The 22012-nt window shown below is 62.5% G+C and carries 19 protein-coding genes; 4 read left to right on the forward strand and 15 right to left on the reverse strand.

Going from position 1 to position 22012, the window contains the following annotated elements:
* The 10 genes from AC3WLP_RS17995 to exaC form a co-directional block, all read right to left on the reverse strand.
* Positions 1-1235: copper resistance system multicopper oxidase (locus tag AC3WLP_RS17995; RefSeq protein WP_146039859.1), on the reverse strand; the 1235-nt coding region annotated here is incomplete at its 3' end.
* 957 nt (positions 1236-2192) lie between these two features.
* Positions 2193-2894: a LexA family transcriptional regulator gene (locus AC3WLP_RS18000; RefSeq protein ID WP_004577015.1), complete on the reverse strand. Its 702-nt coding sequence runs from the start codon at positions 2892-2894 to the stop codon at positions 2193-2195.
* 186 nt (positions 2895-3080) lie between these two features.
* Positions 3081-3608 (reverse strand): inorganic diphosphatase, encoded by a 528-nt coding sequence (gene ppa, locus AC3WLP_RS18005; RefSeq protein WP_003255365.1) that lies wholly within the window; start codon positions 3606-3608, stop codon positions 3081-3083.
* 92 nt (positions 3609-3700) lie between these two features.
* The gene (locus AC3WLP_RS18010) at positions 3701-4516 is read right to left on the reverse strand and encodes a M90 family metallopeptidase (protein WP_060538986.1); all 816 of its coding nucleotides are present in this window, start codon (positions 4514-4516) and stop codon (positions 3701-3703) included.
* A gap of 20 nt (positions 4517-4536) precedes the next feature.
* On the reverse strand, positions 4537-5184 hold the full coding sequence (locus AC3WLP_RS18015; protein ID WP_003255361.1) for a DedA family protein: 648 nt from the start codon (positions 5182-5184) through the stop codon (positions 4537-4539).
* 217 nt (positions 5185-5401) lie between these two features.
* Positions 5402-5860 (reverse strand): GNAT family N-acetyltransferase, encoded by a 459-nt coding sequence (locus AC3WLP_RS18020; RefSeq protein ID WP_003255360.1) that lies wholly within the window; start codon positions 5858-5860, stop codon positions 5402-5404.
* A 107-nt stretch (positions 5861-5967) separates the two neighbouring features.
* Positions 5968-6786, reverse strand: coding sequence for an ethanolamine ammonia-lyase subunit EutC (gene eutC / locus AC3WLP_RS18025; protein ID WP_003255358.1), 819 nt, complete (start codon positions 6784-6786; stop codon positions 5968-5970).
* Between the two features lie 8 nt (positions 6787-6794).
* On the reverse strand, positions 6795-8189 hold the full coding sequence (locus tag AC3WLP_RS18030) for an ethanolamine ammonia-lyase subunit EutB (RefSeq protein ID WP_003255356.1): 1395 nt from the start codon (positions 8187-8189) through the stop codon (positions 6795-6797).
* Between the two features lie 46 nt (positions 8190-8235).
* Complete coding sequence (eat, locus tag AC3WLP_RS18035) at positions 8236-9684, reverse strand: ethanolamine permease (RefSeq protein ID WP_003255355.1); 1449 nt, start codon at positions 9682-9684, stop codon at positions 8236-8238.
* A 226-nt stretch (positions 9685-9910) separates the two neighbouring features.
* Positions 9911-11431 (reverse strand): acetaldehyde dehydrogenase ExaC, encoded by a 1521-nt coding sequence (gene exaC / locus AC3WLP_RS18040; RefSeq protein WP_004577014.1) that lies wholly within the window; start codon positions 11429-11431, stop codon positions 9911-9913.
* Positions 11432-11685: 254 nt separating this feature from the next.
* Here exaC and AC3WLP_RS18045 point away from each other — a divergent pair, with 254 nt between their 5' ends.
* The 4 genes from AC3WLP_RS18045 to AC3WLP_RS18060 all read left to right on the forward strand — a co-directional run bounded on the left by AC3WLP_RS18045 (position 11686) and on the right by AC3WLP_RS18060 (position 16027).
* Positions 11686-13701, forward strand: a complete 2016-nt coding sequence (locus tag AC3WLP_RS18045; protein ID WP_088513624.1) for a sigma-54-dependent Fis family transcriptional regulator — start codon at positions 11686-11688, stop codon at positions 13699-13701.
* Positions 13702-13767: 66 nt separating this feature from the next.
* On the forward strand, positions 13768-15117 hold the full coding sequence (mpl, locus tag AC3WLP_RS18050) for a UDP-N-acetylmuramate:L-alanyl-gamma-D-glutamyl-meso-diaminopimelate ligase (RefSeq protein ID WP_088513625.1): 1350 nt from the start codon (positions 13768-13770) through the stop codon (positions 15115-15117).
* On the forward strand, positions 15114-15743 hold the full coding sequence (gene ubiX, locus AC3WLP_RS18055) for a flavin prenyltransferase UbiX (protein WP_003255348.1): 630 nt from the start codon (positions 15114-15116) through the stop codon (positions 15741-15743). The genes mpl and ubiX overlap by 4 nt, the downstream gene beginning before the upstream one ends.
* Positions 15740-16027, forward strand: a complete 288-nt coding sequence (locus AC3WLP_RS18060) for a YceK/YidQ family lipoprotein (protein ID WP_004577011.1) — start codon at positions 15740-15742, stop codon at positions 16025-16027. The genes ubiX and AC3WLP_RS18060 overlap by 4 nt, the downstream gene beginning before the upstream one ends.
* Positions 16028-16133: 106 nt before the next feature.
* Here the strand turns inward: AC3WLP_RS18060 and AC3WLP_RS18065 are convergent, their stop codons facing one another.
* The 5 genes from AC3WLP_RS18065 to AC3WLP_RS18085 form a co-directional block, all read right to left on the reverse strand.
* The gene (locus tag AC3WLP_RS18065) at positions 16134-16778 is read right to left on the reverse strand and encodes an oxidoreductase (RefSeq protein ID WP_003255346.1); all 645 of its coding nucleotides are present in this window, start codon (positions 16776-16778) and stop codon (positions 16134-16136) included.
* Between the two features lie 27 nt (positions 16779-16805).
* Positions 16806-18539: a C13 family peptidase gene (locus AC3WLP_RS18070; protein ID WP_088513626.1), complete on the reverse strand. Its 1734-nt coding sequence runs from the start codon at positions 18537-18539 to the stop codon at positions 16806-16808.
* Between the two features lie 213 nt (positions 18540-18752).
* A complete protein-coding gene (locus AC3WLP_RS18075) occupies positions 18753-19817 on the reverse strand; it encodes a 2,3-butanediol dehydrogenase (RefSeq protein WP_256596070.1) in 1065 nt (354 codons plus the stop codon).
* A 52-nt stretch (positions 19818-19869) separates the two neighbouring features.
* Positions 19870-20976 carry an acetoin dehydrogenase dihydrolipoyllysine-residue acetyltransferase subunit gene (locus AC3WLP_RS18080; RefSeq protein WP_054889223.1) on the reverse strand — a complete coding sequence of 369 codons (1107 nt, stop codon included), beginning with the start codon at positions 20974-20976 and terminating at the stop codon, positions 19870-19872.
* A complete protein-coding gene (locus AC3WLP_RS18085; protein WP_003255340.1) occupies positions 20973-21995 on the reverse strand; it encodes an alpha-ketoacid dehydrogenase subunit beta in 1023 nt (340 codons plus the stop codon). The genes AC3WLP_RS18080 and AC3WLP_RS18085 overlap by 4 nt, the downstream gene beginning before the upstream one ends.
* Positions 21996-22012 lie beyond the last annotated feature (17 nt).

Here is a 22012-nt window from a genome sequence, read left to right on the forward strand (position 1 = left end):
ATGCCGGCCATGCTGCCGTGGTCCGTGCCAGCCATTTTGCTGTGATCCATGCCGGCCATGCTGCCGTGGTCCGTGCCAGCCATTTTGCTGTGATCCATGCCGGCCATGCTGCTGTGGTCCATGCCCATATCATTCATGGAAATGAGGGGGCGTGGGTCAACGGTTGGAACAGCAGCTTGCAAGCCTTCACGGATGGCCAAGGTGCCCCTGGAAAAGCCCGTACGGTCCATGGATTGAGCGAAGATGGTGTATGCCTGTTCGTCTTCTGGCTCAACAATGACATCGTAGGTTTCGGCTACTGCGATACGGAACTCGTCGACCGAGACCGGATGGACATACTGCCCATCCGCTGCAACCACTGTCATTTTCAGGCCAGGAATGCGTACATCGAAATACGTCATGGCGGAGCCGTTGATGAACCGAAGCCGGATTTTCTCGCCAGGCTTGAAAACACCCGTCCAATTTCCATCCGGAGCCTGGCCGTTCATGAGGTAGGTGTAGGTATACCCGCTCACATCCGCGAGATCAGTGGGGCTCATCTTCATCTCGGCCCACATCTTGCGATCGGCCATCGCAGCAGACCAGCCCATTTCGCTTACGTCGTTGACGAAGTCACCCACGGTCCGCTTGTGGAAGTTGTAGTAGTCAGACTGCTTCTTAAGCTTGGATAGAACGTGGGCAGGGTCCTCATCCGTCCAGTCGCTGAGCATAACCACGTAATCCCGGTCATAGGCGAAAGGCTCGGGTTCTTTCGCGTCGATGACCAGTGCGCCATACACCCCGACTTGCTCCTGGAAGCCAGAGTGGCTGTGGTACCAGTAGGTGCCGTTTTGATGGAGTTTGAACTTGTACTCATACATGCCATCTGGTGCGATGCCATGGAAGCTCAGGCCTGGGACACCGTCCATGTTCGCCGGCAGGATGATGCCGTGCCAGTGGATCGAGGTGTCCTGTTTCAAGCGGTTGCGCACACGAAGCGTAACGATATCGCCTTCACGCCACCGAAGCGTTGGGCCAGGTACAGAACCATTGATTGCCATGGCTGTCCGTTTTGCACCCGTGATATTCACCGGCAGTTCACCGATGTAGAGATCAAAGTCGGTGCCCGTCAGCACATTCGGCTGGCCAGGACTGGTCAACGCCCACACTGGCATGCGCCACATGCTCAACCCGCCGAGTATTCCGGTAGCAGCCAGGCCTTTGACGAAGGAGCGTCTGGTGGTTTTGCTTTGCATGCCGTTGCGCCCACTCATATGGATTGCTGGTGTCCAGGCTGCTGGATGTAGCAACCTACGGTTTCAATAGCGCTCCCATCAGCCTCGACGACGTTCAAAAGAGCACAAGCTTTACGGGGGAAAGAAGCTCGACGCTGCCATCGTTTTGATGCTGGGGTAATTACATTTTTGGAAGCGCGTCTCAGCAACTCGTGTGCCGGTTTGCTTGCCTTCCTAATCAAGCGGACAGGCCTGATGGCGCTATGCTCAAGGACAATCTAGCTACCTGATGCTGTCAGATAACTGAGCCCGACATTACTTTTCTGTCAGCTTCACATTGGTTGCGTTACTTGCTGCAAACTGAAAGGGCCAAGAGCAGGGGGCAATTTCTTCATTGCGAGTAATGGGCAGGGCTTCTCCTTGGCGCAACGGGTAAAGAAGACCGGGTAACCTCGTACCAAGGAACAGCACTTCGCTTGCGACTCAATACGCAATCACTCACAAACTACGATGAAATGCTGACGCGATTCCGTCGTGTATCACGCTGCTCGACAGTTCTGAGATGATCAAGCTATTGAGCCGTCAATGGCTTCGACGATGCTATCCCGAGATTTTCAGGCCAAGTGAGAAATAGCTTGCCTTCACTCTCATGCCGACTTGGCACAGATAGATGCGGGGGATGTGCTTTGACAGAGCATGGGCTGACCTTGGCCTAGCACAAATTCTCTTTTACTTCAGAGGGTTAGGAATTAAAAAGCCGGCTTGTGGCCGGCTTCTCGGGGACGCTTCCGACTAATTTATGGTAAGCCGCAATCGCCTTAACTGTGTGGCCATCAAGGGCCTGAAAGAGATGGCAGATGCCCGTGTGGGATATCGCCGAGCCCTCTGGAACGCGGCTCGCGCCGGTCGGGGCTTAATGTGCGGCGTAGCATACAAGGGCGGGCGGCGGATGCCCAGCAAAAAATTGCCCAGGGCGCTTCAACTGGGCCGCTGCTGGCGGAAATGTGACCAGTGGAACACCCAGCCAAGAATTTCCAGGCCCTGCGCCTGACGCTGGGCAGCGGTGTAGCGTTCGACCGTGTAGTTGCGCCGGTCATGGCTGTGCAGGTACAGGGTGTCGTGCGGGCCAAGACTGAGGTTGTTTACCCTGAGCATGCCGTTTTGCAGCAGGGCATAGGTTTCGCCCTCGACCACCTGGGTCATGCCCAGATCAATGGCCAGGGTAGCTTCCAGGGGAATCAGCGGGAGCATGTTGCTGGCCGGCATTGCCAGGCAGATTGCGTTGCCGGCTTGCACACCCAAACCCTTCAGGGCTTTTGCCGGCAAGCGCAAGTGCTTGCTGCTCACTGGCGACAGCAAGCCGTTGCTCACTTCGTAGTAGGGCACCTTCAATAACCGGCCACGATGGCCCGACAGCGGGGTAAGCGGGTTGGCGGGCACTGGCCGTGGAAGGCCGTTGCGCAGGAGTGGATTGGGGTGTTTGGGGCCTTCACCGGTGCGCAGCCAACGTCGGTGCACACAGAACAGATCGGCCAGTTCGTCCAGCCGGGCCAAAGGTACACCGCGTTTGAACCAGTTGTTGACGTGCTGTGCTGTGACGCTGCGCTGGGCGGCGAAATCGGAAGGGGTCAGGCCACATTCTTGGAGCAGGGCCCTGAGGCGGTCGCCGGAAGTGTTCATGGCGGCGAGTGTAGCGGCGAATTGCCAGACAGGATATGAACCGGATGTTGACGGGGTTTGTATGAAAAGTGGTTGTTTGTAAGGCTCTGGTGTAGGACGGCGTAGGATTTATTACCAGTAATGTGCGTATTGCCCATTCCTGCATAAAAAAACCCCGCCTAAGCGGGGTTTCTCCTGCAATCGGAATCAGCCCTTGTAGGCAGCGACCGATTTGGTGATCGCGGCACGGGCGGCGTCGGCGCCTTCCCAGCCTTCGATCTTGACCCACTTGCCCTTCTCGAGATCTTTGTAGTTGGCAAAGAAGTGCTCGATCTGCTGGATCAGCAGGGCTGGCAGGTCGGTGTATTCCTTGACGTCAACGTACAGCTGCGACAGCTTGTCGTGAGGAACAGCGATGACCTTGGCGTCGCCGCCACCGTCGTCGGTCATGTTCAGCACGCCAACCGGACGGGCGCGGATAACCGAGCCTGGGGCCACTGGGTAAGGGGTAACCACCAGCACGTCCAGCGGGTCACCGTCGTCAGCCAGGGTGTTCGGGATGAAGCCATAGTTGGCTGGGTAGAACATTGGGGTAGCCATGAAACGGTCGACGAACAGCGTGTCGCTGTCCTTGTCGATTTCGTATTTGATCGGCGCGTGGTTGGCCGGGATCTCGATGGCGACGTAGATGTCGTTCGGCAGGTCTTTGCCCGCCGGAATCTTGCTGTAGCTCATTGGGCAGTGCCCCCGTGTTTGACCAAAAAGTGGCGGCGATTATAGGCACATTCTGCCGGGGCATGCCACGCTTGGCCTGATGTGCGGGCCCGTCAGGCGTGGCTTTCGCGGTACTCGGGGTGTTCCGCCTGCAGCTGGCACAGGCGCGCCAGCGGGTCTTGCCGGTAGAACAGCGACAACTGGCGGTAGACCTGTGGATAAGCCTGATGAAGCAGGTCGGGGGCACTAAAGAAGTACTCGCTGGTAACGGCAAAGAACTCTGCCGGGTTTTCCGCAGCGTAGGGGTCGATGGCGGTTTCGGCGTCGGGGTTGGCGTCCAGTTGCTGGTTGAGGTCGTCGTAGGCCTGCTGCATGGCTGTTGCCCACTCATCAACGGGCATGCTGCTGTGCAGCGGTGGCAGGCCGTTGGCATCGCCATTGAGCATGTCGAGCTTGTGCGCCAGCTCATGGATGACCAGGTTGTAAGCCTCCCAGCCACCACTGGCCTGCACGCCGTTCCAGGCCAGGATGATCGGCCCCTGCTGCCACGCCTCGCCGCTGTGTTCGCCGTCCCACACATGCTCCACGCCGCTGGCATCGCGGTGGCGCTGGGGGCTCTTGAAGTCGTCGGGGTACAGGATGATTTCGTGGAAACCCTGGTACCAGTTCAGCTCACCCAGGTGAAGCAGCGGTAACTGTGCCTGGGCGGCCAGCATCAGGCGCTGCTCGTCGTCCAGCTCGACACCGGGCAGGCAGGTGAGGTGTTTGTCGAGCAGGAACAGGATGCAGGCTTCGCGCAGCCAGCGGTCTTCAGCGTCGCTGATGCCGTCCAGCATCGGCAGCCGCTCGCGTACGGCCTGCCATTGCTGTGGCGTGATCGGGTAACGCGCCAGAGTACGCTTGCGCCGCCAGGCGCTGAATGACCACATGCCGTTTGTTCTTTACCTGTTCAGTGAGCCTTGGCCGTACGGCCCAGGCGCCCACGCAGCAAGCCGAGAATCATCGGCACCAGCGACAGGATGATGATGCCCACCACCATCAGCGACAGGTGCTGCTTGATGAACGGCACGTTGCCGAAGAAGTAGCCCAAGGTGACCAGGCCGCCGACCCAAAGCAGCGAACCGGCAACGCTGAAGCCGAGGAAGCGTGGATAGTGCATGTGAGCGATGCCCGCGACGAACGGTGCGAAGGTGCGCAAGATGGGCAGGAAGCGCGCCATGGTCACGGTCTTGCCGCCATGGCGTTCATAGAAATCGTGGGTACGCTGCAGGTAGTCGCGGCGGAAGATCTTGGAGTTAGGGTTGTTGAACAAACGCTCGCCGGCTGTTCGGCCTATCACGTAATTGGTGCTGTCGCCCAGGATTGCAGCGGCCATCAGCAGGCCGGCCAGCAGCACCGGGTCCATGCCGCCACCCGCCGCCACGGCGCCGGCGATGAACAGCAGCGAGTCGCCTGGCAGGAATGGCATCACTACCAGGCCGGTTTCGCAGAAGATCACGGTGAACAGGATGGCGTAGATCCAGGGACCGTAATTGGTGACCAGCAGATCGAGGTAGGCATCGAGATGCAGGATAAGGTCCAGCGGGTTGAAATCCATGTACAGCACCTGTGTTCTTGGGCGTAGGCTTGGTTACCGGGGGGAGGGTAAATTTTCACACATGACAGGTGAGCCATTATACGGCTAAGTCAGGAACATGCCCGGAGAGTTTGTAGCGGGGGGTTACGGTAGAGGGGTATTCCTTTGCCAACCGCTTCGCGGGCATGCCCGCTCCCACAAGGATCACTACCTTGCTTGTGGAAGCGGGCGGTGCCGGTCAATCCTGGCTGATTGGCAGGATGTAGCTCTTGAACTCGGTATCCTCACGAAACCCGATGGATTCGTAAGTCTTGTGCGCCACTTCATTGTTCGCGCTGGTTGACACGCGCATGCGCACGGCATTGGTCTCTTTGGCCATTTTCTTCGCTTCGCGAATCAGGTGGTCGGCGACCAGCATGCGCCGGGAGTCCTCGGCTACATAGATATCGTTGAGAATCCATACCCGCTTCAACGACAGCGACGAGTAGCTTGGGTACAGCTGGCAAAAGCCCAGCAGTTTGCCGTCGTCATCATCCGGAAGTGCCAGGTAAATCACCGATTCGTCCCGCTTCAGGCGCTTTTCCAAAAAGCTGCGCGAGCTGTCGGGGTAGGGCAGTTGCCCGTAGAACTCACGGTATTTGACGAACAATGGGGTGAGCAGGTCGAGGTGTTCCAGGGTTGCTTTGATGATGCGCATGTGCGGCCCTCAGAGTCCATTTGGGAAACAGCGGAATGCCAGCAGCGTTCAAGGGCATGCTGCCCAATGCACGGCACAAGTGCAATCCGCCTTCCGTGACAGGTTTTTTACTCTTTGCCGAGCAGGAAGTTACCTTTCTGGCTGGCGCTGTCTTCATTCTCCAGGCTATGGACCTCGGCTTCGTCCTTCAGATTCACCCCGGAAAGCTGGCGCCGGCAGGCTTCGCGCATCAGGTACAACAGGCGGTGCGCCGCCATGCCATAGCTCAGCCCCTCCAGGCGGATATTGGAAATGCAGTTGCGGTAGGCATCGGTCAGGCCAACCTTGGGTGCGTAAGTGAAATACAGGCCAAGGCTGTCGGGCGAGCTCAGCCCCGGGCGCTCGCCGATCAGCATCACCGTCATCCGGGCGCCCAGCAGCTCGCCGACCTCGTCGGCCACTGCCACGCGGCCCTGCTGCACCAGTACCACCGGGGCGCTGGTCCAGCCGTCGGCGGCAGCCTGTTCGTCGAAGCGGGTCAGGAACGGTAGCGTGTGGCGATGCACGGCCAGTGCCGAGAGGCCGTCAGCCACCACGATGGCCAGATCGACGCCGCCGGGGTTGGCCTGGGCGTGCTGGCGAAGCGTCGTAATCGAGTCTTCGTTCAGCCGCCGTCCAAGGTCCGGGCGCTGCAGGTACTGGTGGCGGTCGCTGGCAGCGCTGTGCAACACCAGGCTTTCGCGCCCGCGGTCACTCAGCTGGCTGGCCAGGCCGGCGTGGTCGAAAGCCAGGTGCACGGCATCTCGTGCCTGGGCATGGGCGAACTGGAAGTCCAGCTGCGCCCCGGTCGGCAGGCTGGTGCCGGTGCGGCCCAGGGCGATGCGCGCCGGGGTCAGGTTGCGCAGGGCCAGCCAAGGGTTGTCGGGGGTAGGCGTGCGATGGTCCATGGTCGTCCCTATGCAAGCTGTGCCAAGGCCTGGCGGAACGCCGGCGGCAGGTTGTCACCGAAGCGCACCCGGCCATCGGCCTGGGTGAAGATGCCGGTGCGGGCCAGCCATGCCTCGAATTCCGGGCCGGGCTTCAGGCCCAGGGTCTGGCGCGCGTACAACGCGTCGTGGAACGAGGTGGTCTGGTAGTTGAGCATGATGTCGTCGGAGCCGGGGATGCCCATGATGAAGTTGATGCCGGCCACACCCAGCAGCGTCAGCAAGGTGTCCATGTCGTCTTGATCGGCTTCGGCATGGTTGGTGTAGCAGATATCGCAACCCATCGGCACGCCTAGCAGCTTGCCGCAGAAATGGTCTTCGAGGCCAGCGCGGATGATCTGCTTGCCGTTGTAGAGGTATTCCGGGCCAATGAAACCGACCACGGTGTTGACCAGGAACGGCTTGAAGTGGCGAGCCACGGCATAGGCGCGGGTTTCGCAGGTCTGCTGGTCGACGCCGTGGTGGGCGTTGGCCGAGAGCGCGCTGCCCTGGCCGGTTTCGAAATACATCAGGTTCTGCCCGAGGGTGCCACGTTTCAGCGACAGCCCTGCTTCGTAGCCTTCCTGCAACACGTTCAGGTTGATGCCGAAGCCGGCGTTGGCCGCCTCGGTTCCGGCGATGGACTGGAACACCAGGTCCAGTGGCACGCCGCGGTTGATCGCTTCGATCGAGGTGGTGACGTGGGTCAGCACGCAGGACTGGGTGGGGATGTCGTAGCGCTGGATGATGGCGTCGAGCATTTCCAGCAGGGCGCAGATCGAAGCGATGCTGTCGGTGGCCGGGTTGATGCCGATCATGGCGTCGCCGTTGCCGTACAGCAAACCGTCGAGAATGCTGGCGGCAATACCGGCCGGTTCGTCCGTCGGGTGGTTGGGTTGCAGCCGGGTCGACAGGCGCCCGCGCAGGCCCATGGTGCCGCGGAACCGGGTGACCACGCGGATTTTCTGCGCCACCAGCACCAGGTCCTGCACGCGCATGATCTTCGAAACGGCAGCGGCCATTTCCGGGGTCAACCCGGGCGCCAGGGCGCGCAGGCTGTCTTCGTTGGCTTCCTCGCTCAGCAGCCAGTCGCGCAGGCCACCCACGGTCAGGTGGCTGACCGGGGCGAAGGCCTGGGCATCGTGGGTGTCGATGATCAGGCGGGTCACTTCATCTGCTTCGTAAGGGATCAGTGCTTCATTGAGAAAGTGCGTCAGCGGAATATTGGCCAACGCCATCTGCGCGGCGACGCGCTCACCGTCGTTGCTGGCCGCGACACCTGCCAGGCAGTCCCCGGAGCGTGCCGGGCTGGCCTTGGCCATCACGTCCTTGAGGCTGTCGAAGCGGTAGACCAAGTGGCCGACCGTGTGTACGAAACTTGCCATACAGAATCTCCAGAGCCGCGGGTTGCCCCGCGGCGGGTGGCGGCGATCAGTGCAGGGCCTCTTCGGCCTTCTGGATCGCGGCGAATTCCTCTTCCGGTGTGCCCGCAACCAGGTGGTGGCGGCTGTAGAAAGCAAAGTAGGCAATTAATACCGCATAGATCACTGCAGCGCCAATGACTACCCGCGGGTCAACCAGGAATCCGGCGACCACGGCGATGCACGCCAGCACCAGCGCCAGGCCGGATGTGAAGATGCCACCCGGGGTGCGGTAGGGGCGTTCCATCTTTGGCCGGCGGATGCGCAGGGTGATGTGCGCAGCCATCATCAGCACGTAAGACAGGGTAGCGCCAAACACTGCCACCAGGATCAGCAAGTCACCCTGGCCCGTCAGCGACAGGGCAAACCCGATGATGCCAGGGATGACCAAGGCCAGTACCGGGGCCTTGCTCTTGTTGGTTTCCGACAGTTTGCGCGGCAGGTAACCGGCGCGGGACAGGGCGAAGATCTGCCGGGAATAGGCATAGATGATCGAGAAGAAGCTGGCGATCAGCCCGGCCAGACCGACCAGGTTGACGAACCCGCCCATCCAGGTGGAGCCGCCGTAGGCCTTCGACAGGGCTTCGACCAGCGGGTTACCGGAGGCCTTCAGCGCCTCGGAGCCTGCGCCGCCTGGGCCGACCACCAGGATCAGCAAGGCGAAGGCCAGCAGTACCAGCATGGCGCCGATCAGGCCGCGTGGCAGGTCACGCTTGGGGTTCTTGGTTTCTTCTGCGGCCAGCGGCACGCCCTCGACGGCAAGGAAGAACCAGATGGCGTAGGGGATGGCTGCCCACACGCCGACATAGCCAAACGGCAGGAAGCTGCTGGCGCCGACGGCGTCCGTTTTGGCGATGTCGAACAGGTTGGCTGCATCAAAATGGGGCACCATGCCTATCAGGAATACGGCCAGGGCAATGGCGGCGATGGCGGTGATGATGAACATCAGCTTCAGTGCCTCACCCACGCCGAAAATGTGGATGCTGATGAACACGATGTAGAACGCCAGGTAGATCATCCAGCCGCCGATACCGAACAGCGATTGGCAGTAGGCGCCGATGAACACCGCGATGGCGGCAGGGGCGATGGCGTATTCGATCAGGATCGCCGTGCCGGTCAAAAAGCCGCCCCAGGGGCCGAAGGCACTGCGGGCAAAGCCATAGCCGCCGCCAGCGGTGGGGATCATCGACGACAGTTCGGCCAGCGAGAAGCACATGCACAGGTACATGGTTGCCATCAGCAAGGTGGCCAGGAACATGCCGCCCCAGCCGCCCTGCGCCAGGCCGAAGTTCCAGCCGGCGTAATCGCCGGAAATGACGTACGCCACGCCCAGGCCGACCAGCAGTACCCAGCCGGCGGCGCCTTTTTTCAGTTCACGTTGCTGGAAATAGTCAGAGCCGACTTTCTCGAAGTCGACGGAAGAGCCTGCCGGCGATCCGGCGGAATGTTCGCTTGGCATAGATTCACCTGTTTTTTTTCTTGGTGGCCGGAAGGGTTCCGGGCCGATGGTGATGGGTGCTGCAGGAAGCGAGCCAGAGCGGTTGGTGCACGGTTACCGCCCTGGGTTTAAGGTATGCCGGCCTGGCCGCTCCGCGGGTGAACCCGCTTCTACAGGGATTGCGCAACATTCAAGACTCGCGCAGGACCTGTAGGAGCGGGTTTACCCGCGAAGAAGGCGACGCGGTCTAGAAGAAGCCCAACGGATTGATGTCGTAGCTCACCAGCAGGTTCTTGGTCTGCTGATAGTGATCCAGCATCATCTTGTGCGTCTCACGCCCAACCCCCGACTTCTTGTAACCGCCGAACGCGGCATGCGCCGGGTACAGGTGGTAGCAGTTGGTCCACACACGGCCAGCCTTGATGCCGCGGCCCATGCGGTAGGCACGGTTGATGTCGCGGGTCCACACGCCAGCGCCCAGGCCGAACTCGGTGTCGTTGGCAATCGCCAGTGCTTCGGCTTCGTCCTTGAAGGTGGTGACGCTGACCACCGGGCCGAAGATTTCTTCCTGGAACACGCGCATCTTGTTGTTGCCCTTGAGCAGGGTCGGCTGGATGTAGTAACCGGTAGCCAGCGAACCTTCCAGCTTCTCGACCTTGCCGCCGGTGAGCAACTCGGCGCCTTCGTCCTGGGCGATCTGCAGGTACGAGAGGATCTTTTCGAACTGCTGCTGCGAGGCCTGGGCGCCGACCATGGTGTCGGTGTCCAGCGGGTCGCCGCGCTTGATCTGCAGCACCTTCTTCATCACCACTTCCATGAACTGCGGATAGATCGACTCTTGCACCAGGGCTCGCGACGGGCAGGTGCACACTTCGCCCTGGTTGAAGAACGCCAGCACCATGCCTTCTGCCGCCTTCTCGATGAAGCTTGGCTCGGCCTGCATGATGTCTTCGAAGTACACGTTCGGCGACTTGCCACCCAGTTCGACGGTTGACGGGATGATGTTCTCGGCGGCGCATTTCATGATGTGCGAGCCGACCGGGGTAGAGCCGGTGAAGGCGATCTTGGCGATGCGTTTGCTGGTGGCCAGGGCTTCACCGGCTTCGCGGCCATAGCCTTGCACGACGTTGAGCACGCCAGGTGGCAGCAGGTCGCCAATGACTTCGAGCAGCACGGTGATGCCCAGCGGCGTCTGTTCGGCAGGCTTGAGCACCACGCAGTTACCAGCGGCCAGTGCCGGGGCAAGCTTCCAGGCAGCCATCAGGATCGGGAAGTTCCAGGGGATGATCTGCCCGACCACGCCCAGTGGCTCGTGGATGTGGTAGGCCACGGTGCCTTCATTGATTTCGGCAGCGCCGCCTTCCTGGGCGCGGATGCAGCCAGCGAAATAGCGGAAGTGGTCGACCGCCAGCGGAATGTCGGCGTTGAGGGTTTCGCGGATCGGCTTACCGTTGTCCCAGGTTTCGGTGATGGCCAGCAATTCGAGGTTCTGCTCGATACGGTCGGCGATCTTCAGCAGCACGTTGGAGCGATCCTGCACTGAAGTGCGGCCCCAGGCGTCGGCCGCAGCATGAGCGGCATCCAGGGCCTTCTCGATGTCTTCGGCAGTAGAGCGGGGGAATTCAGCGATCAGCTTGCCATTCACCGGGGAGGTATTTTCGAAGTACTGCCCCTTTACCGGAGTAACGAACTCACCACCGATGTAGTTGCCGTAGCGGCTCTTGAAGGAAACCTTCGCGCCTTCGGTACCGGGATGTGCATAACGCATGGTGTGTCTCCTTGGTATTGTGCTTTTTAGGGAGTTGGAAAGCATAGAGCAAGGGTTGGGCCAGTGTTGGCCACGCCAGGCAAATCAATGACTTGAGTCATTTTTACGGGGCTGATCAAGGGCCGCTGTACCGGTGCCGGTACGCCTGGGGTGACATTTTGTGCCGTTTGCGACACATCACAGGCGTGTGCATTGCAAAGCCTACCCGGGTGGAGGATGCTGGGCTGACGCTCTATCTGCGGAGAATTACAACAATGCAGAGCAATCACTTCACGCGCCATGCCCGGCAGGTGCATAGCGTTGCCCATGGTGGGGCCGGGGAGGGCGGCAGTGACCCGTCCATCGCCCGCTCCTGGCTGCGCTGCCTGGAGGATTACCACCTCGACCCGGCGGTGATCGAAGCGCCGGTGGTGCTTGAGCATGGGCGCCTGCTGGAAAGCCGCGAGCGCCTGCATCAGGTGCTGCAAATTGCCGACCATGAAATGAACAGCCTGCACCAGCAGCTTTCCGGCGCAGGCCACGCGGTGCTGCTGACCGACGCCCGTGGGGTGATCCTCAATTGCGTCAGTGCCCCCACCGAGCGGCGCAGCTTCGAGCGTGCGGGACTGTGGTTGGGCGCTGACTGGAGCGAGGCGCGCGAGGGCACCAATGGCATCGGCACCTGCCTGGTCGAGCGCCAGGCGCTGACCATCCATCAAAACGAGCACTTTCGTGGCCGTCACACCGGGCTGACCTGCTCGGCCAGCCCGGTGTTCGACCCGCATGGCGACCTGCTGGCGGTACTCGACGTGTCCTCTGCGCGCCCCGACGTATCGCGGCAAAGCCAGTTCCACACCATGGCGTTGGTCAACCTGTCGGCAAAGATGATCGAAAGCTGCTATTTCCTGCGCCATTTCGAGCAGCAATGGTTATTGCGTTTTCACCTGCAAGCCGAGTCGGTCGGCCTGTTCAGCGAAGGCTTGCTGGCGTTCGACGGCGATGGGCGCATTTGCGCTGCCAACCAAAGCGCACTGAACCTGCTGGGCACGGTACGGGGCGGCGTGCTGGGCAAACCGTTGACGTGCTTTTTCGCGTGCAGCCATGACGAAATGTTCAGCCGTGCCACGCCCGGCGGCAGTACTGCCTGGCCGCTGCGCACCCTGGACGGTCGCCAGGTGTTCGCCAGCCTGCGGGGGCAGGCCCGGGCGCCGGTGTGGTCGGTGCCGGCCGCCCAGCCGCGGCCCGCAGGTGAAGTGGAGCCGCTGGTCTGTCTGCTGGACCCTGCGTTGCAAAATGATTTCCGCCGCAGCGTGAGGGTGTTCGAGCGCGATGTGCCATTGCTGCTGCGCGGCGAGACCGGCTGTGGCAAGGAGGCCTTCGCCCAGGCTGTGCATCAGGCCAGTGAGCGGCGCGGCAAGCCGTTTGTCGCCATCAACTGCGCGTCTATCCCGGAAAGCCTGATCGAGAGTGAGCTGTTCGGGTACCGCGGCGGCAGTTTTACCGGCGCGCGCAAGGAGGGCATGCGCGGCAAGCTGTTGCAGGCCGATGGCGGCACCTTGCTGCTGGACGAAATCGGCGATATGCCGCTTGCCCTGCAAACCCGACTGCTGCGGGTACTGGAGGAGCGCCAGGTGGTGCCGATCGGGGGAGAGCCACAGGCGGTGGACGTGCGCATCGTCAGCGCTACGCACCGTGACCTGCTGGAACGGGTTGAACAGGGCAGTTTCCGCGAGGACCTGTATTACCGCCTCAATGGCCTGGAGGTAGCGCTGCCGGCGGTGCGCGAACGCAGTGACAAGGCGCAGTTGCTGGACTTTCTGCTACGCCAGGAGACGCAGGGGCAACGCATAGACATCGAGCCCAGGGCGCGGCAGGCGCTGCTCGCATTTAACTGGCCGGGGAACGTGCGGCAGATGCGCAATGTGCTGCGTACCCTGGTGGCGCTTTGCGAAGATGCCCGCATCACCTTTACGGACCTCCCCGCAGTCATCCGCACCAGCCCACCTCCCGTGGGGGCGGGCGAGCCCGCGAAGATGTCCGACCAGGCAATAGAGGGCGAGGGCGTTGCCCTCGTTCGCGGGCAAGCCCGCTCCCACAGGTCCGGCGGTGCCGCAGAGATCGAGGGTGAATCTGTAGGGACCGAGGTTCTGCTCGACGCGGAGCGGCAAGCGCTGAAGGAGGTCCTGGAGGCAAAACACTGGCATCTCACCCGCGTTGCCGAGCACTTGGGCATCAGCCGCAATACCTTGTATCGAAAACTGCGCAAACACGGCATTACCAGGGGCGACTGAGCGAAACAGCGGGTGCGATTTGTCGCGCCCTGGGCTACCCTGCCTCGATGTTTTGCGAGGTCGACCATGCATATTCACATTCTCGGTATTTGCGGCACTTTCATGGGTTCGCTGGCGGTGCTGGCCAAGGAACTTGGCCACCGCGTCACTGGCTCCGACGCCAACGTCTATCCCCCGATGAGCACCCAACTCGAAGCCCAGGGTATCGAACTGACCCAAGGCTATGACCCGGCCCAGCTGGATCCGGCGCCAGACCTGGTGGTCATCGGCAACGCCATGTCGCGCGGCAACCCCGCGGTTGAATACGTGCTGAACAAGGGCCTGCCCTACGTCTCCGGCCCGCAGTGGCTGGCCGACCACGTGCTGCAAGGCCGCTGGGTGCTGGCCGTTGCCGGTACTCACGGCAAAACCACCACCAGCAGCATGCTGGCCTGGGTGCTGGAGCACGCCGGCATGAGCCCGGGCTTCCTGATTGGTGGCGTGCCGCAGAACTTCTCGGTGTCGGCCCGCTTGGGCGACACGCCGTTCTTTGTGGTGGAAGCCGACGAGTACGACAGCGCCTTCTTCGACAAGCGCTCGAAGTTCGTCCACTATCACCCGCGTACCGCGATCCTCAACAACCTTGAGTTCGATCACGCGGACATCTTCCCGGACCTGGCCTCGATCGAGCGGCAGTTCCACCACCTGGTGCGGACTATCCCCAGCGAAGGCCTGGTCATCCACCCGACCACCGAGCAAGCGCTAGAGCGTGTGATCGGCATGGGCTGCTGGACCCCTGTGCAAACCACCGGGGAGGGCGGCCAGTGGCAAGCCCGCCTGCTCAGCCCAGATGGCTCGCGCTTTGAAGTCTTGTTCGAGGGCGAAGTGCAGGGTGTGGTGGACTGGGCGCTGACCGGCCAGCACAACGTCGCCAATGCCTTGGCTACCTTGGCAGCAGCGCGTCATGTAGGCGTGGTGCCCGCCATGGGCATCGACGGCCTGAGTGCGTTCAAGAGCGTCAAGCGGCGCATGGAGAAGGTTGCCGAAATACAAGGTGTGACCATCTACGATGACTTCGCCCACCATCCGACCGCCATTGCCACCACGCTCGACGGCCTGCGCAAGCGGGTGGGGGAGGCACCTGTGATCGCGGTGATCGAGCCACGCTCCAACTCGATGAAACTCGGTGCCCACCGTGACGGCCTGCCAGAAAGCGTCAACGACGCCGACCAGGTGATCTGGTATGCGCCGGCCAACCTCGGCTGGGACCTGGCCGCCACCGCTGCGCAGTGCAAGGTACCCAGCGTGGTGGCCGACAGCCTCGAAGCGATCATCGAGCGGATCAAAGGCCAGGCTCGCCCAGGCACCCATGTGGTGATCATGAGCAACGGCGGCTTCGGCGGCCTGCACGGCAAGCTGGCCGAGGCGCTGAAGTGAACGGGCCGGAACGCATCACCCTGGCCATGACGGGCGCCTCGGGTGCCCAGTATGGCCTTCGCCTGCTCGATTGCCTGGTACGCGAAGACCGCGAGGTGCACTTCCTGATCTCCAAGGCCGCACAGTTGGTGATGGCCACCGAGACGGATGTTGTGTTGCCGGCCAAGCCCCAGGCGATGCAGGCCTTCCTGACGGAATACACCGGCGCGGCCGATGGGCAGATCCGTGTGTATGGCAAGGAAGACTGGATGTCGCCGGTAGCCTCGGGTTCTGGCGCCCCGGCGGCAATGGTGGTGGTCCCCTGTTCCACTGGCACCTTGTCGGCCATCGCCACTGGCGCCTGCAACAACCTGATCGAGCGGGCTGCCGACGTCACCCTCAAGGAGCGTCGCCAGCTGATCCTGGTGCCACGCGAAGCGCCGTTCTCCACCATCCACCTGGAAAACATGCTCAAGCTGTCGCAAATGGGCGCGGTGATCTTGCCGGCGGCTCCGGGGTTCTATCACCAGCCGCAGACCATCGACGACCTGGTCGACTTTGTCGTGGCGCGTATCCTCAACCTGCTGAACATCCCCCAGGATATGTTGCCGCGTTGGGGCGAGCACCACTTCGGGGTGGATGATTGAAGCGAGCACTGGCGGGATTGCTGGCGCTGGTGATGCTGGGTGGGTGCGCCACGGTGCGCACGCTGGATGCCAACAAGCCCGGCGCACCGGTGGTGTATGCCGGTACCCGGCTGGATTGGTATGTGATCAATGGCGGGTGTTGCCCGCGGGATCATTACGGGGCGGACGCTCCGGCGTATCCGCGCCTGGATCTGCCCGGCAGCATGCTGCTCGATACCCTGCTGCTGCCGTTGTCTTTGCTGACAGCGGCCGGCATAGGCTTCCAGGCTAGCGGCGGTCTGTGATGGCCCTTCGCGCGCACGCCCTCTTCCACAGGATCTCCGTAATCTTCCGGTGACTACTCACCAGTGGGAGCGGGCGTGCCCGCGAAGAGGCCAGCACAAGCGAAGCCTAGATCTTGCCCAACCTGCGCAACTCATCCGACTCCACAACCCGCACGCCGTCTTCTTCCTCCAGCGCCAGCCGCCACAGTGCTCGCGCCAGGGTACAAGCCTCGATTCCCCGATACTTCCCGGGTATCAACCTGGAAAATGGCGCAACAAGCTGTTCAGTGAGCCGTGGCTCCAGCCGCTCGCCCAGCAGGAACGAGGGCCGCACGATGGTCAACTGTGGCCAGTCCTGAGCCTTGAGCGCTTCTTCCATCTCGCCCTTGACCCGGTTATAGAAAATTGACGACTTAGGGTCGGCGCCCACTGCACTGACCACCAGCAGATGCCGTGCGCCCATTTCTCGGGCACGCTTGCTGAAGGCGACCACCATGTCCAGATCCACTGCGCGGAAAGCCGATTCGGAACCCGCCTGCTTCAGTGTGGTGCCCAGGCAGCAGTACGCGATGTCGACCCGCCCGGCCAGTTGCGGAAGGAATACCGCCGGGTCGCCCACCGGGTTTTCCAGGTGCGGGTGCTCGGCCAATGGCCGGCGTGTAGGCGCCAGGACACGGGTGATGGTGGGCTCGTTGAGCAGGCGGTCTAGCAGGTGTTCACCGGTCAGGCCGGTGGCTCCGGCAAGCAGGACATGCTGAGGCGTCAAGTACATGATGTCTCTCCCTTGTTACACACAAGTCTAGTGAGTGCCGGGCATTTTTGCCTGTTCCCTCACGTTGGCCTGTGTGGTGTTACGCAATGCTTCTTCGGCTTGTTGCTGGCGCAGGTGATGCCAGTGCTCAAGCACGGCCGGCGGTGCCCACAGCTGCGGCTCGGAGGCCTCGAAGCCTTCCCTTTGTTCTCTTTCGGCAACGCTGGCACGTGCCAGTTCAAACGCCTGTTTCAGGTCGTCGGTCTGGTTCAGCGCTTCAGCGAACAGGGCATCGCCAAAGTAGGTGAAGTCGGCTTCCTCCGAGCAACCGAAGGAGACGCGGTCGGCCCGGGCAGCGGTCATGATGAGCGTGCGCTCGTCTTTGAGCGGAGCGATATAGCCCCCTGAATAGCAGGCGGAGATGACGATGACCTTGTCGCGATCCTTCAGCGGCGCCAAGGCAGTGGCCAGCTCGTCAGCGGCCAGGTCGGCCAGTTGCAGACGGGGCTGGTCGAGCACCAGCTGGTGGTCCTGGCTGCCATGGCTGGTGAGGTAGATGAACACCAGGTCTTCGGGGCCGCTGCGCTCTGCCAGGGTGGCGGCAGCGCGGGAGAGGTTTTCGCGGGTGGCCATGGGGCGTGTGGCCATGTGGTCGCGGTGGTTGACCAGGGTCACTTGGCCACGGGCGCCAAAGCGCACCTTTAGCAGGTTGCTGACGTAGTCGGCTTCGCGCAGGAATACGCTTTGCTGGCCATCGCCGGCCACGACCAGGCTATACAGCTGGATCGGTGGCGCCGAGCGAGGTACCCGAGCCAGCGCCTCGTCCAGCAGCCGGCCCTGGTTGAGCAACGCCAGGTCCAGTGGGTCTGGCAGCAGCTTGCCATTCTGGTCGCGCACGCGCACGCCGTTGGCCCATGTTCCGCTTTCGACCTTGCCACTGGGCAGAATCAGCCGCCCATGGCCATGGTAGGCATCGTTCAGGAAACCGCCGATGTACTTGCTGCCGTCGGCCAGTTGCAGGCTGCCCTGGCCCGACAGACGCCAGTCGGCGAACTCACCCTTGTAGTGGCTGCCATCGCTGCCCAGCAACTCGCCTTCGCCGATCAGCGAGCCGTCCTTGAATTCACCGATCCACACGTCGCCATCGGCATTTTCGTAGCGGCCTCGGCCCTCCAGGCGGTTGTCCTTGAACTCGCCGATGTACTGCTCGCCATCAACGCTGTCGTAGGTGCCGGCGCCTTGTAGCTGGCCGTTGACGAAGTGGCCGCTGAACTGGTTGCCGCTGGCATCGCTGCGCACCCCGGCGCCGTTGGGCTTGCCCTTGGCGAACAGGCCTTGGTAGCGACTGCCGTCGGCCAGCTCCAGTTGGCCTGCGCCGTCGTACAGGTCGTCCTTGAACTGGCCGCGGTAGGTCTGGTCGGTTTGCTTGAGGGTGCCCTCGCCGTCGCGGCGGCCGTGGCGGAAGGTGCCGCTATAGTGGCTGCCCGGGGTGGTCAGCTCGCCCAAACCCTGAAACAGCCCCTCGGCGAACTGGCCGCGGTAGACCTCGCCATTCTGGCCATGCCATTCGCCCTGGCCGTGCCACTGGCCGTCCTTGAAGCTGCCGGCGTACCAGCTGCCATTGGGGTAGTCGATCCGGCCCTCACCCTGCAGCAGGCCATCGACCACCTGCCCCCGGTAACGCCCACCGTCAGGCAGCCGTGCGTCCGGCGGGAGCAGCGATTCGCCATCGCCACAGGCGGCGAGCAGCAGGACCAGGGTAATGGGGAGCAATGGACGCATGGCGATGACCGGGCAATAGGTCTGCCGAGTATGACGCAGAATGGGATCCTGAGACAGCGAGCCCCTGTGTCGGCGCACAGCCTTGGAACCTTGCGCGTACCCTGTAGGAGCGGCTTCAGCCGCGAACACCGGCGAAGCCGGTGCCATCCACCGTGTTGCATTGTTCGCGGGCCCGCCCGCTCCCACAGGTGCCACGTTACCTTCAAGGTGCAATCAGCGCACACCTGGTGAAACGATGATCTTCACGTTCTCCTCTTTGTTGTTCACCAGTTCCTCGAAGCCCAGCTCGACAATCTGCTCCAATCCGATCCGGCCGGTTACCAGCGGGCGAATATCCAGCCGACCATCAGCAATGAAGGCAATCACGTCAGCAAACTCGCCGTTGTACGCCAACGCCCCCAGCACCTGTTTCTCGGTGGACACCAGCTCGAAGAAGTTGAACTCGCTGGGCTCTTCGAAAATACCCACCAGCACGCACTTGCCTGCTTTGCGGATGGTGTCGATGGCCAGCTTGGCCGTATGTTTGTTGCCGATGCACTCAAAACTCACATCGGCGCCCAGCCCTGCAGTCAGTGCGCGGATTTCCGCCAGGGCATCGCACTGGCTGGGGTCCAGCACCACGTTGGCGCCTACCTCTTTGGCCTTGGCTTTGCGTGCTGAGGACATTTCCAGGGCGATAACCTGCGCTGCGCCCGCGGCTTTGGCACACATGATGGTGCAAAGGCCGATGGTGCCGGCCCCCACCACTACAACGGTTTGCCCAAGCAGGCTGCCGGCCTTTTTCACCGCGTGCATACCCACCGCCAGCGGTTCGATCAGTGCCCCGGCTTCGGCAGGGAAGCCCTGCGGCAGCCGGTAGAGCAGGTTGGCGGGCACGTTGACCAGCTCGGCGAAGGCCCCGTTGTTCATCAGGCCGGTGAACGCCAGGCGTTCGCAGATGTTGTACAGGCCATGGGTGCAGTAATAGCAGGTACCACAATGCTGGCAGGCGTCTGCCGCCACCGGGTCGCCTACGGCATAGCCTTCCACGCCTTCGCCAAGCTTGGCGATGTGGCCGCAGAATTCGTGGCCGAGGATGCACTGGCCCTGAATGCCGGTCAGCGGGTGCGGGGCCTCTACCGGGATGAACACCGGGCCGGCAACATATTCGTGCAGGTCGGAGCCGCAGATGCCGCACCAGTCCACCTTGATCTGCACCCAGCCCGGCGCTGGGGCGGCCGGCAAAGGTACCTGTTCGACACGAATATCGTTGCGGCCATGCCAGACGGCCGCGCGCATGTGGGTGTGGCTCAGGTCATTCATTGTTGTTCTCCAGGCTCACGAAAAGGGCTTAGTGCTTGCGCAGGAATGCGAGCAGTTGCTGGTTGACCTGTTCGGCCGCCTCCATCTGCACCATGTGGCCGGCCTCTGGCAGCACCAGTACTTCGGCCTCCAGGCCCTCGGCATGGCTGGCCGGGATGATCGCATCCTTGCCACCCCACACCACCAGTGCCGGGTGATTGCCCAGTACCCCGCGCAAGTCGTGGCGCTGCCGGTCGCCGTCGGCGAGCGCCCTTGCCAGCTGCTGCAGGGCCTGGTCCACACCTTCCAGGCGCTTGAACTTGAGCATGTCCTCCAGCATTTGCCGGGTGACCAGCGCCGGGTCGGCAAACAATTGCACCATCTGCGGTTTGAGTGCATTGCGGTTGGCCGCGGTGACGAAACCTTGCAAGTACTGCCCGTTGATCGCTTCGCCCAGACCGGCGCTGGCCACCAGGCTCAGGCTGGCCACCCGCTGCGGGGCCAGGCGCGCCACGTTGAGGCTCACGGCACCGCCCATTGAATGGCCGGCCAGGTGGGCCTTGGCGATGTCCAGGTGGTCGAGCAGGGCGAGCACGGTTTCGCTCAACTCATCCAGGTCGCCCCGCTGCAGGGCCTTGGCCGACTCGCCGTGGCCCGGCAGGTCGAGGGCGATCACCCGCCGCTCGGCAGCCAGTGCCGGGTGGTTGAACAGCCAGTTGTTGAGGTCACCGCCAAACCCGTGCACCAGCACCAGCGGTGTGCCGCCTTCACCCAGCTCGAACCAGCGCAGCAGGCGCCCGCCGACTTCCGCCTTCTGAGGGGCCGGCCCCTGGCTCTGGTCGGCGCCGCCTTCGGCGACGAACTCGGCCTGGAAGCGCTGTACCACGGCATCGATCTCGGCCTCTTCTGCTTCGCCTTCGACCACCACCGCCAGCAGCGCGCCGACGGGCAGCGTTTCATCCGGCTTGGCCACCTGGCGGCGCAGCACGCCGCTGAACGGCGCTTCGACGCTGCTGCTGATCTTGTCGGTCTCGACGTCCAGCACCTCGTCGCCCTTGCTGATTTCGTCACCTTCCTGCTTGAGCCAGGTGTCCACCCGGCCCTCGGTCATCGACAGGCCCCACTTGGGCATGGTCAGGGTATGGATCTGGCTCATGCGGCACTCCTTGCGGCTTCGATTACCTTGCGCACGGCGGCTTCGATCTTCGCCGCGTCAGGGATGTACAGGTCTTCCAGGGCGTCGGAGAACGGCACCGGGGTATGTGGCGCGGTGACCATTTCGATCGGCCCCTTGAGTGCGGCAAAAGCCTTCTGTGCCACCAGCGCGCTGATGTCGGTGGCCATCGAGCAGCGCGGGTTGGCTTCATCGATCACCACCAGGCGGCCAGTCTTCTCCACACTTTCCAGAATGCTGTCCTCGTCCAGCGGGCTGGTAGTGCGCAAGTCCAGTACCTCGCAGTCGATGCCCTGGCGGGCCAGGTTGTTGGCCGCCTCCAGCGCCACATGCACCATGCGCCCGTAGGTAACGAGGGTCACGTCGTCGCCATCGCGCAAGAAGTTGGCTTCGCCGAACGGTACGGTGTACACCTCTTCCGGCACCTCGCCCTGCATGCTGTACAGCAGTTTGTGTTCGCAGAAGATCACCGGGTCGTTGTCGCGGATCGCCTGGATCAACAGGCCCTTGGCATCGTAAGGCGAGGATGGGCACACCACCTTCAGGCCGGGGATGTGCGTCCATAGCGAAGTGAGCATCTGCGAGTGCTGGGCTGCCGCACGCAGGCCGGCGCCATACATGGTGCGCATCACCAGCGGGGTCACGGCCTTGCCGCCGAACATGTAGCGGAACTTGGCGGCCTGGTTGAGGATCTGGTCCAGGCAGCAGCCGGCGAAGTCGACGAACATCAGTTCGCACACCGGGCGCAGGCCCTGGGTGGCGGCACCGACGGCCGCGCCGACGTAGCCGATTTCCGACAGCGGCGCGTCAAGCACGCGGCCGGGGAATTGGTGATACAGGCCTTTGGTCACGCCCAACACGCCACCCCAGGCGTCATCCTCGCCGGGCGCACCGGCGCCACCGGCGACGTCTTCGCCAATGATGAACACTGTGCTGTCGCGACGCATTTCCTGGGCCAGGGCTTCGTTGATGGCCTGCTGGTAGCTGATCTTTCTTGCCATGGTGGTTCTCCTGTTGT

The organism is Pseudomonas sp. FW305-E2, assembly GCF_058782925.1.

Bases quoted from the DNA above. Each gene is read 5' to 3' on its own strand.
- ppa (WP_003255365.1), bottom strand. From the start codon at position 3,608: ATGAGCTACAGCAAGATTCCGGCGGGCAAAGACCTGCCGAACGACATC.
- AC3WLP_RS18020 (WP_003255360.1), bottom strand. From the start codon at position 5,860: ATGCGCATCATCAAAGCAACCCTGGAACACCTCGACCTGCTCACCCCA.
- AC3WLP_RS18015 (WP_003255361.1), bottom strand. From the start codon at position 5,184: ATGGATTTCAACCCGCTGGACCTTATCCTGCATCTCGATGCCTACCTC.
- AC3WLP_RS18070 (WP_088513626.1), bottom strand. From the start codon at position 18,539: ATGCGTCCATTGCTCCCCATTACCCTGGTCCTGCTGCTCGCCGCCTGT.
- AC3WLP_RS18010 (WP_060538986.1), bottom strand. From the start codon at position 4,516: ATGTGGTCATTCAGCGCCTGGCGGCGCAAGCGTACTCTGGCGCGTTAC.
- eutC (WP_003255358.1), bottom strand. From the start codon at position 6,786: ATGGACCATCGCACGCCTACCCCCGACAACCCTTGGCTGGCCCTGCGC.
- AC3WLP_RS18045 (WP_088513624.1), top strand. From the start codon at position 11,686: ATGCAGAGCAATCACTTCACGCGCCATGCCCGGCAGGTGCATAGCGTT.
- eat (WP_003255355.1), bottom strand. From the start codon at position 9,684: ATGCCAAGCGAACATTCCGCCGGATCGCCGGCAGGCTCTTCCGTCGAC.
- mpl (WP_088513625.1), top strand. From the start codon at position 13,768: ATGCATATTCACATTCTCGGTATTTGCGGCACTTTCATGGGTTCGCTG.
- AC3WLP_RS18030 (WP_003255356.1), bottom strand. From the start codon at position 8,189: ATGGCAAGTTTCGTACACACGGTCGGCCACTTGGTCTACCGCTTCGAC.
- AC3WLP_RS18075 (WP_256596070.1), bottom strand. From the start codon at position 19,817: ATGCGCGCGGCCGTCTGGCATGGCCGCAACGATATTCGTGTCGAACAG.
- AC3WLP_RS18080 (WP_054889223.1), bottom strand. From the start codon at position 20,976: ATGAGCCAGATCCATACCCTGACCATGCCCAAGTGGGGCCTGTCGATG.
- exaC (WP_004577014.1), bottom strand. From the start codon at position 11,431: ATGCGTTATGCACATCCCGGTACCGAAGGCGCGAAGGTTTCCTTCAAG.
- AC3WLP_RS18085 (WP_003255340.1), bottom strand. From the start codon at position 21,995: ATGGCAAGAAAGATCAGCTACCAGCAGGCCATCAACGAAGCCCTGGCC.
- AC3WLP_RS18000 (WP_004577015.1), bottom strand. From the start codon at position 2,894: ATGAACACTTCCGGCGACCGCCTCAGGGCCCTGCTCCAAGAATGTGGC.
- AC3WLP_RS18065 (WP_003255346.1), bottom strand. From the start codon at position 16,778: ATGTACTTGACGCCTCAGCATGTCCTGCTTGCCGGAGCCACCGGCCTG.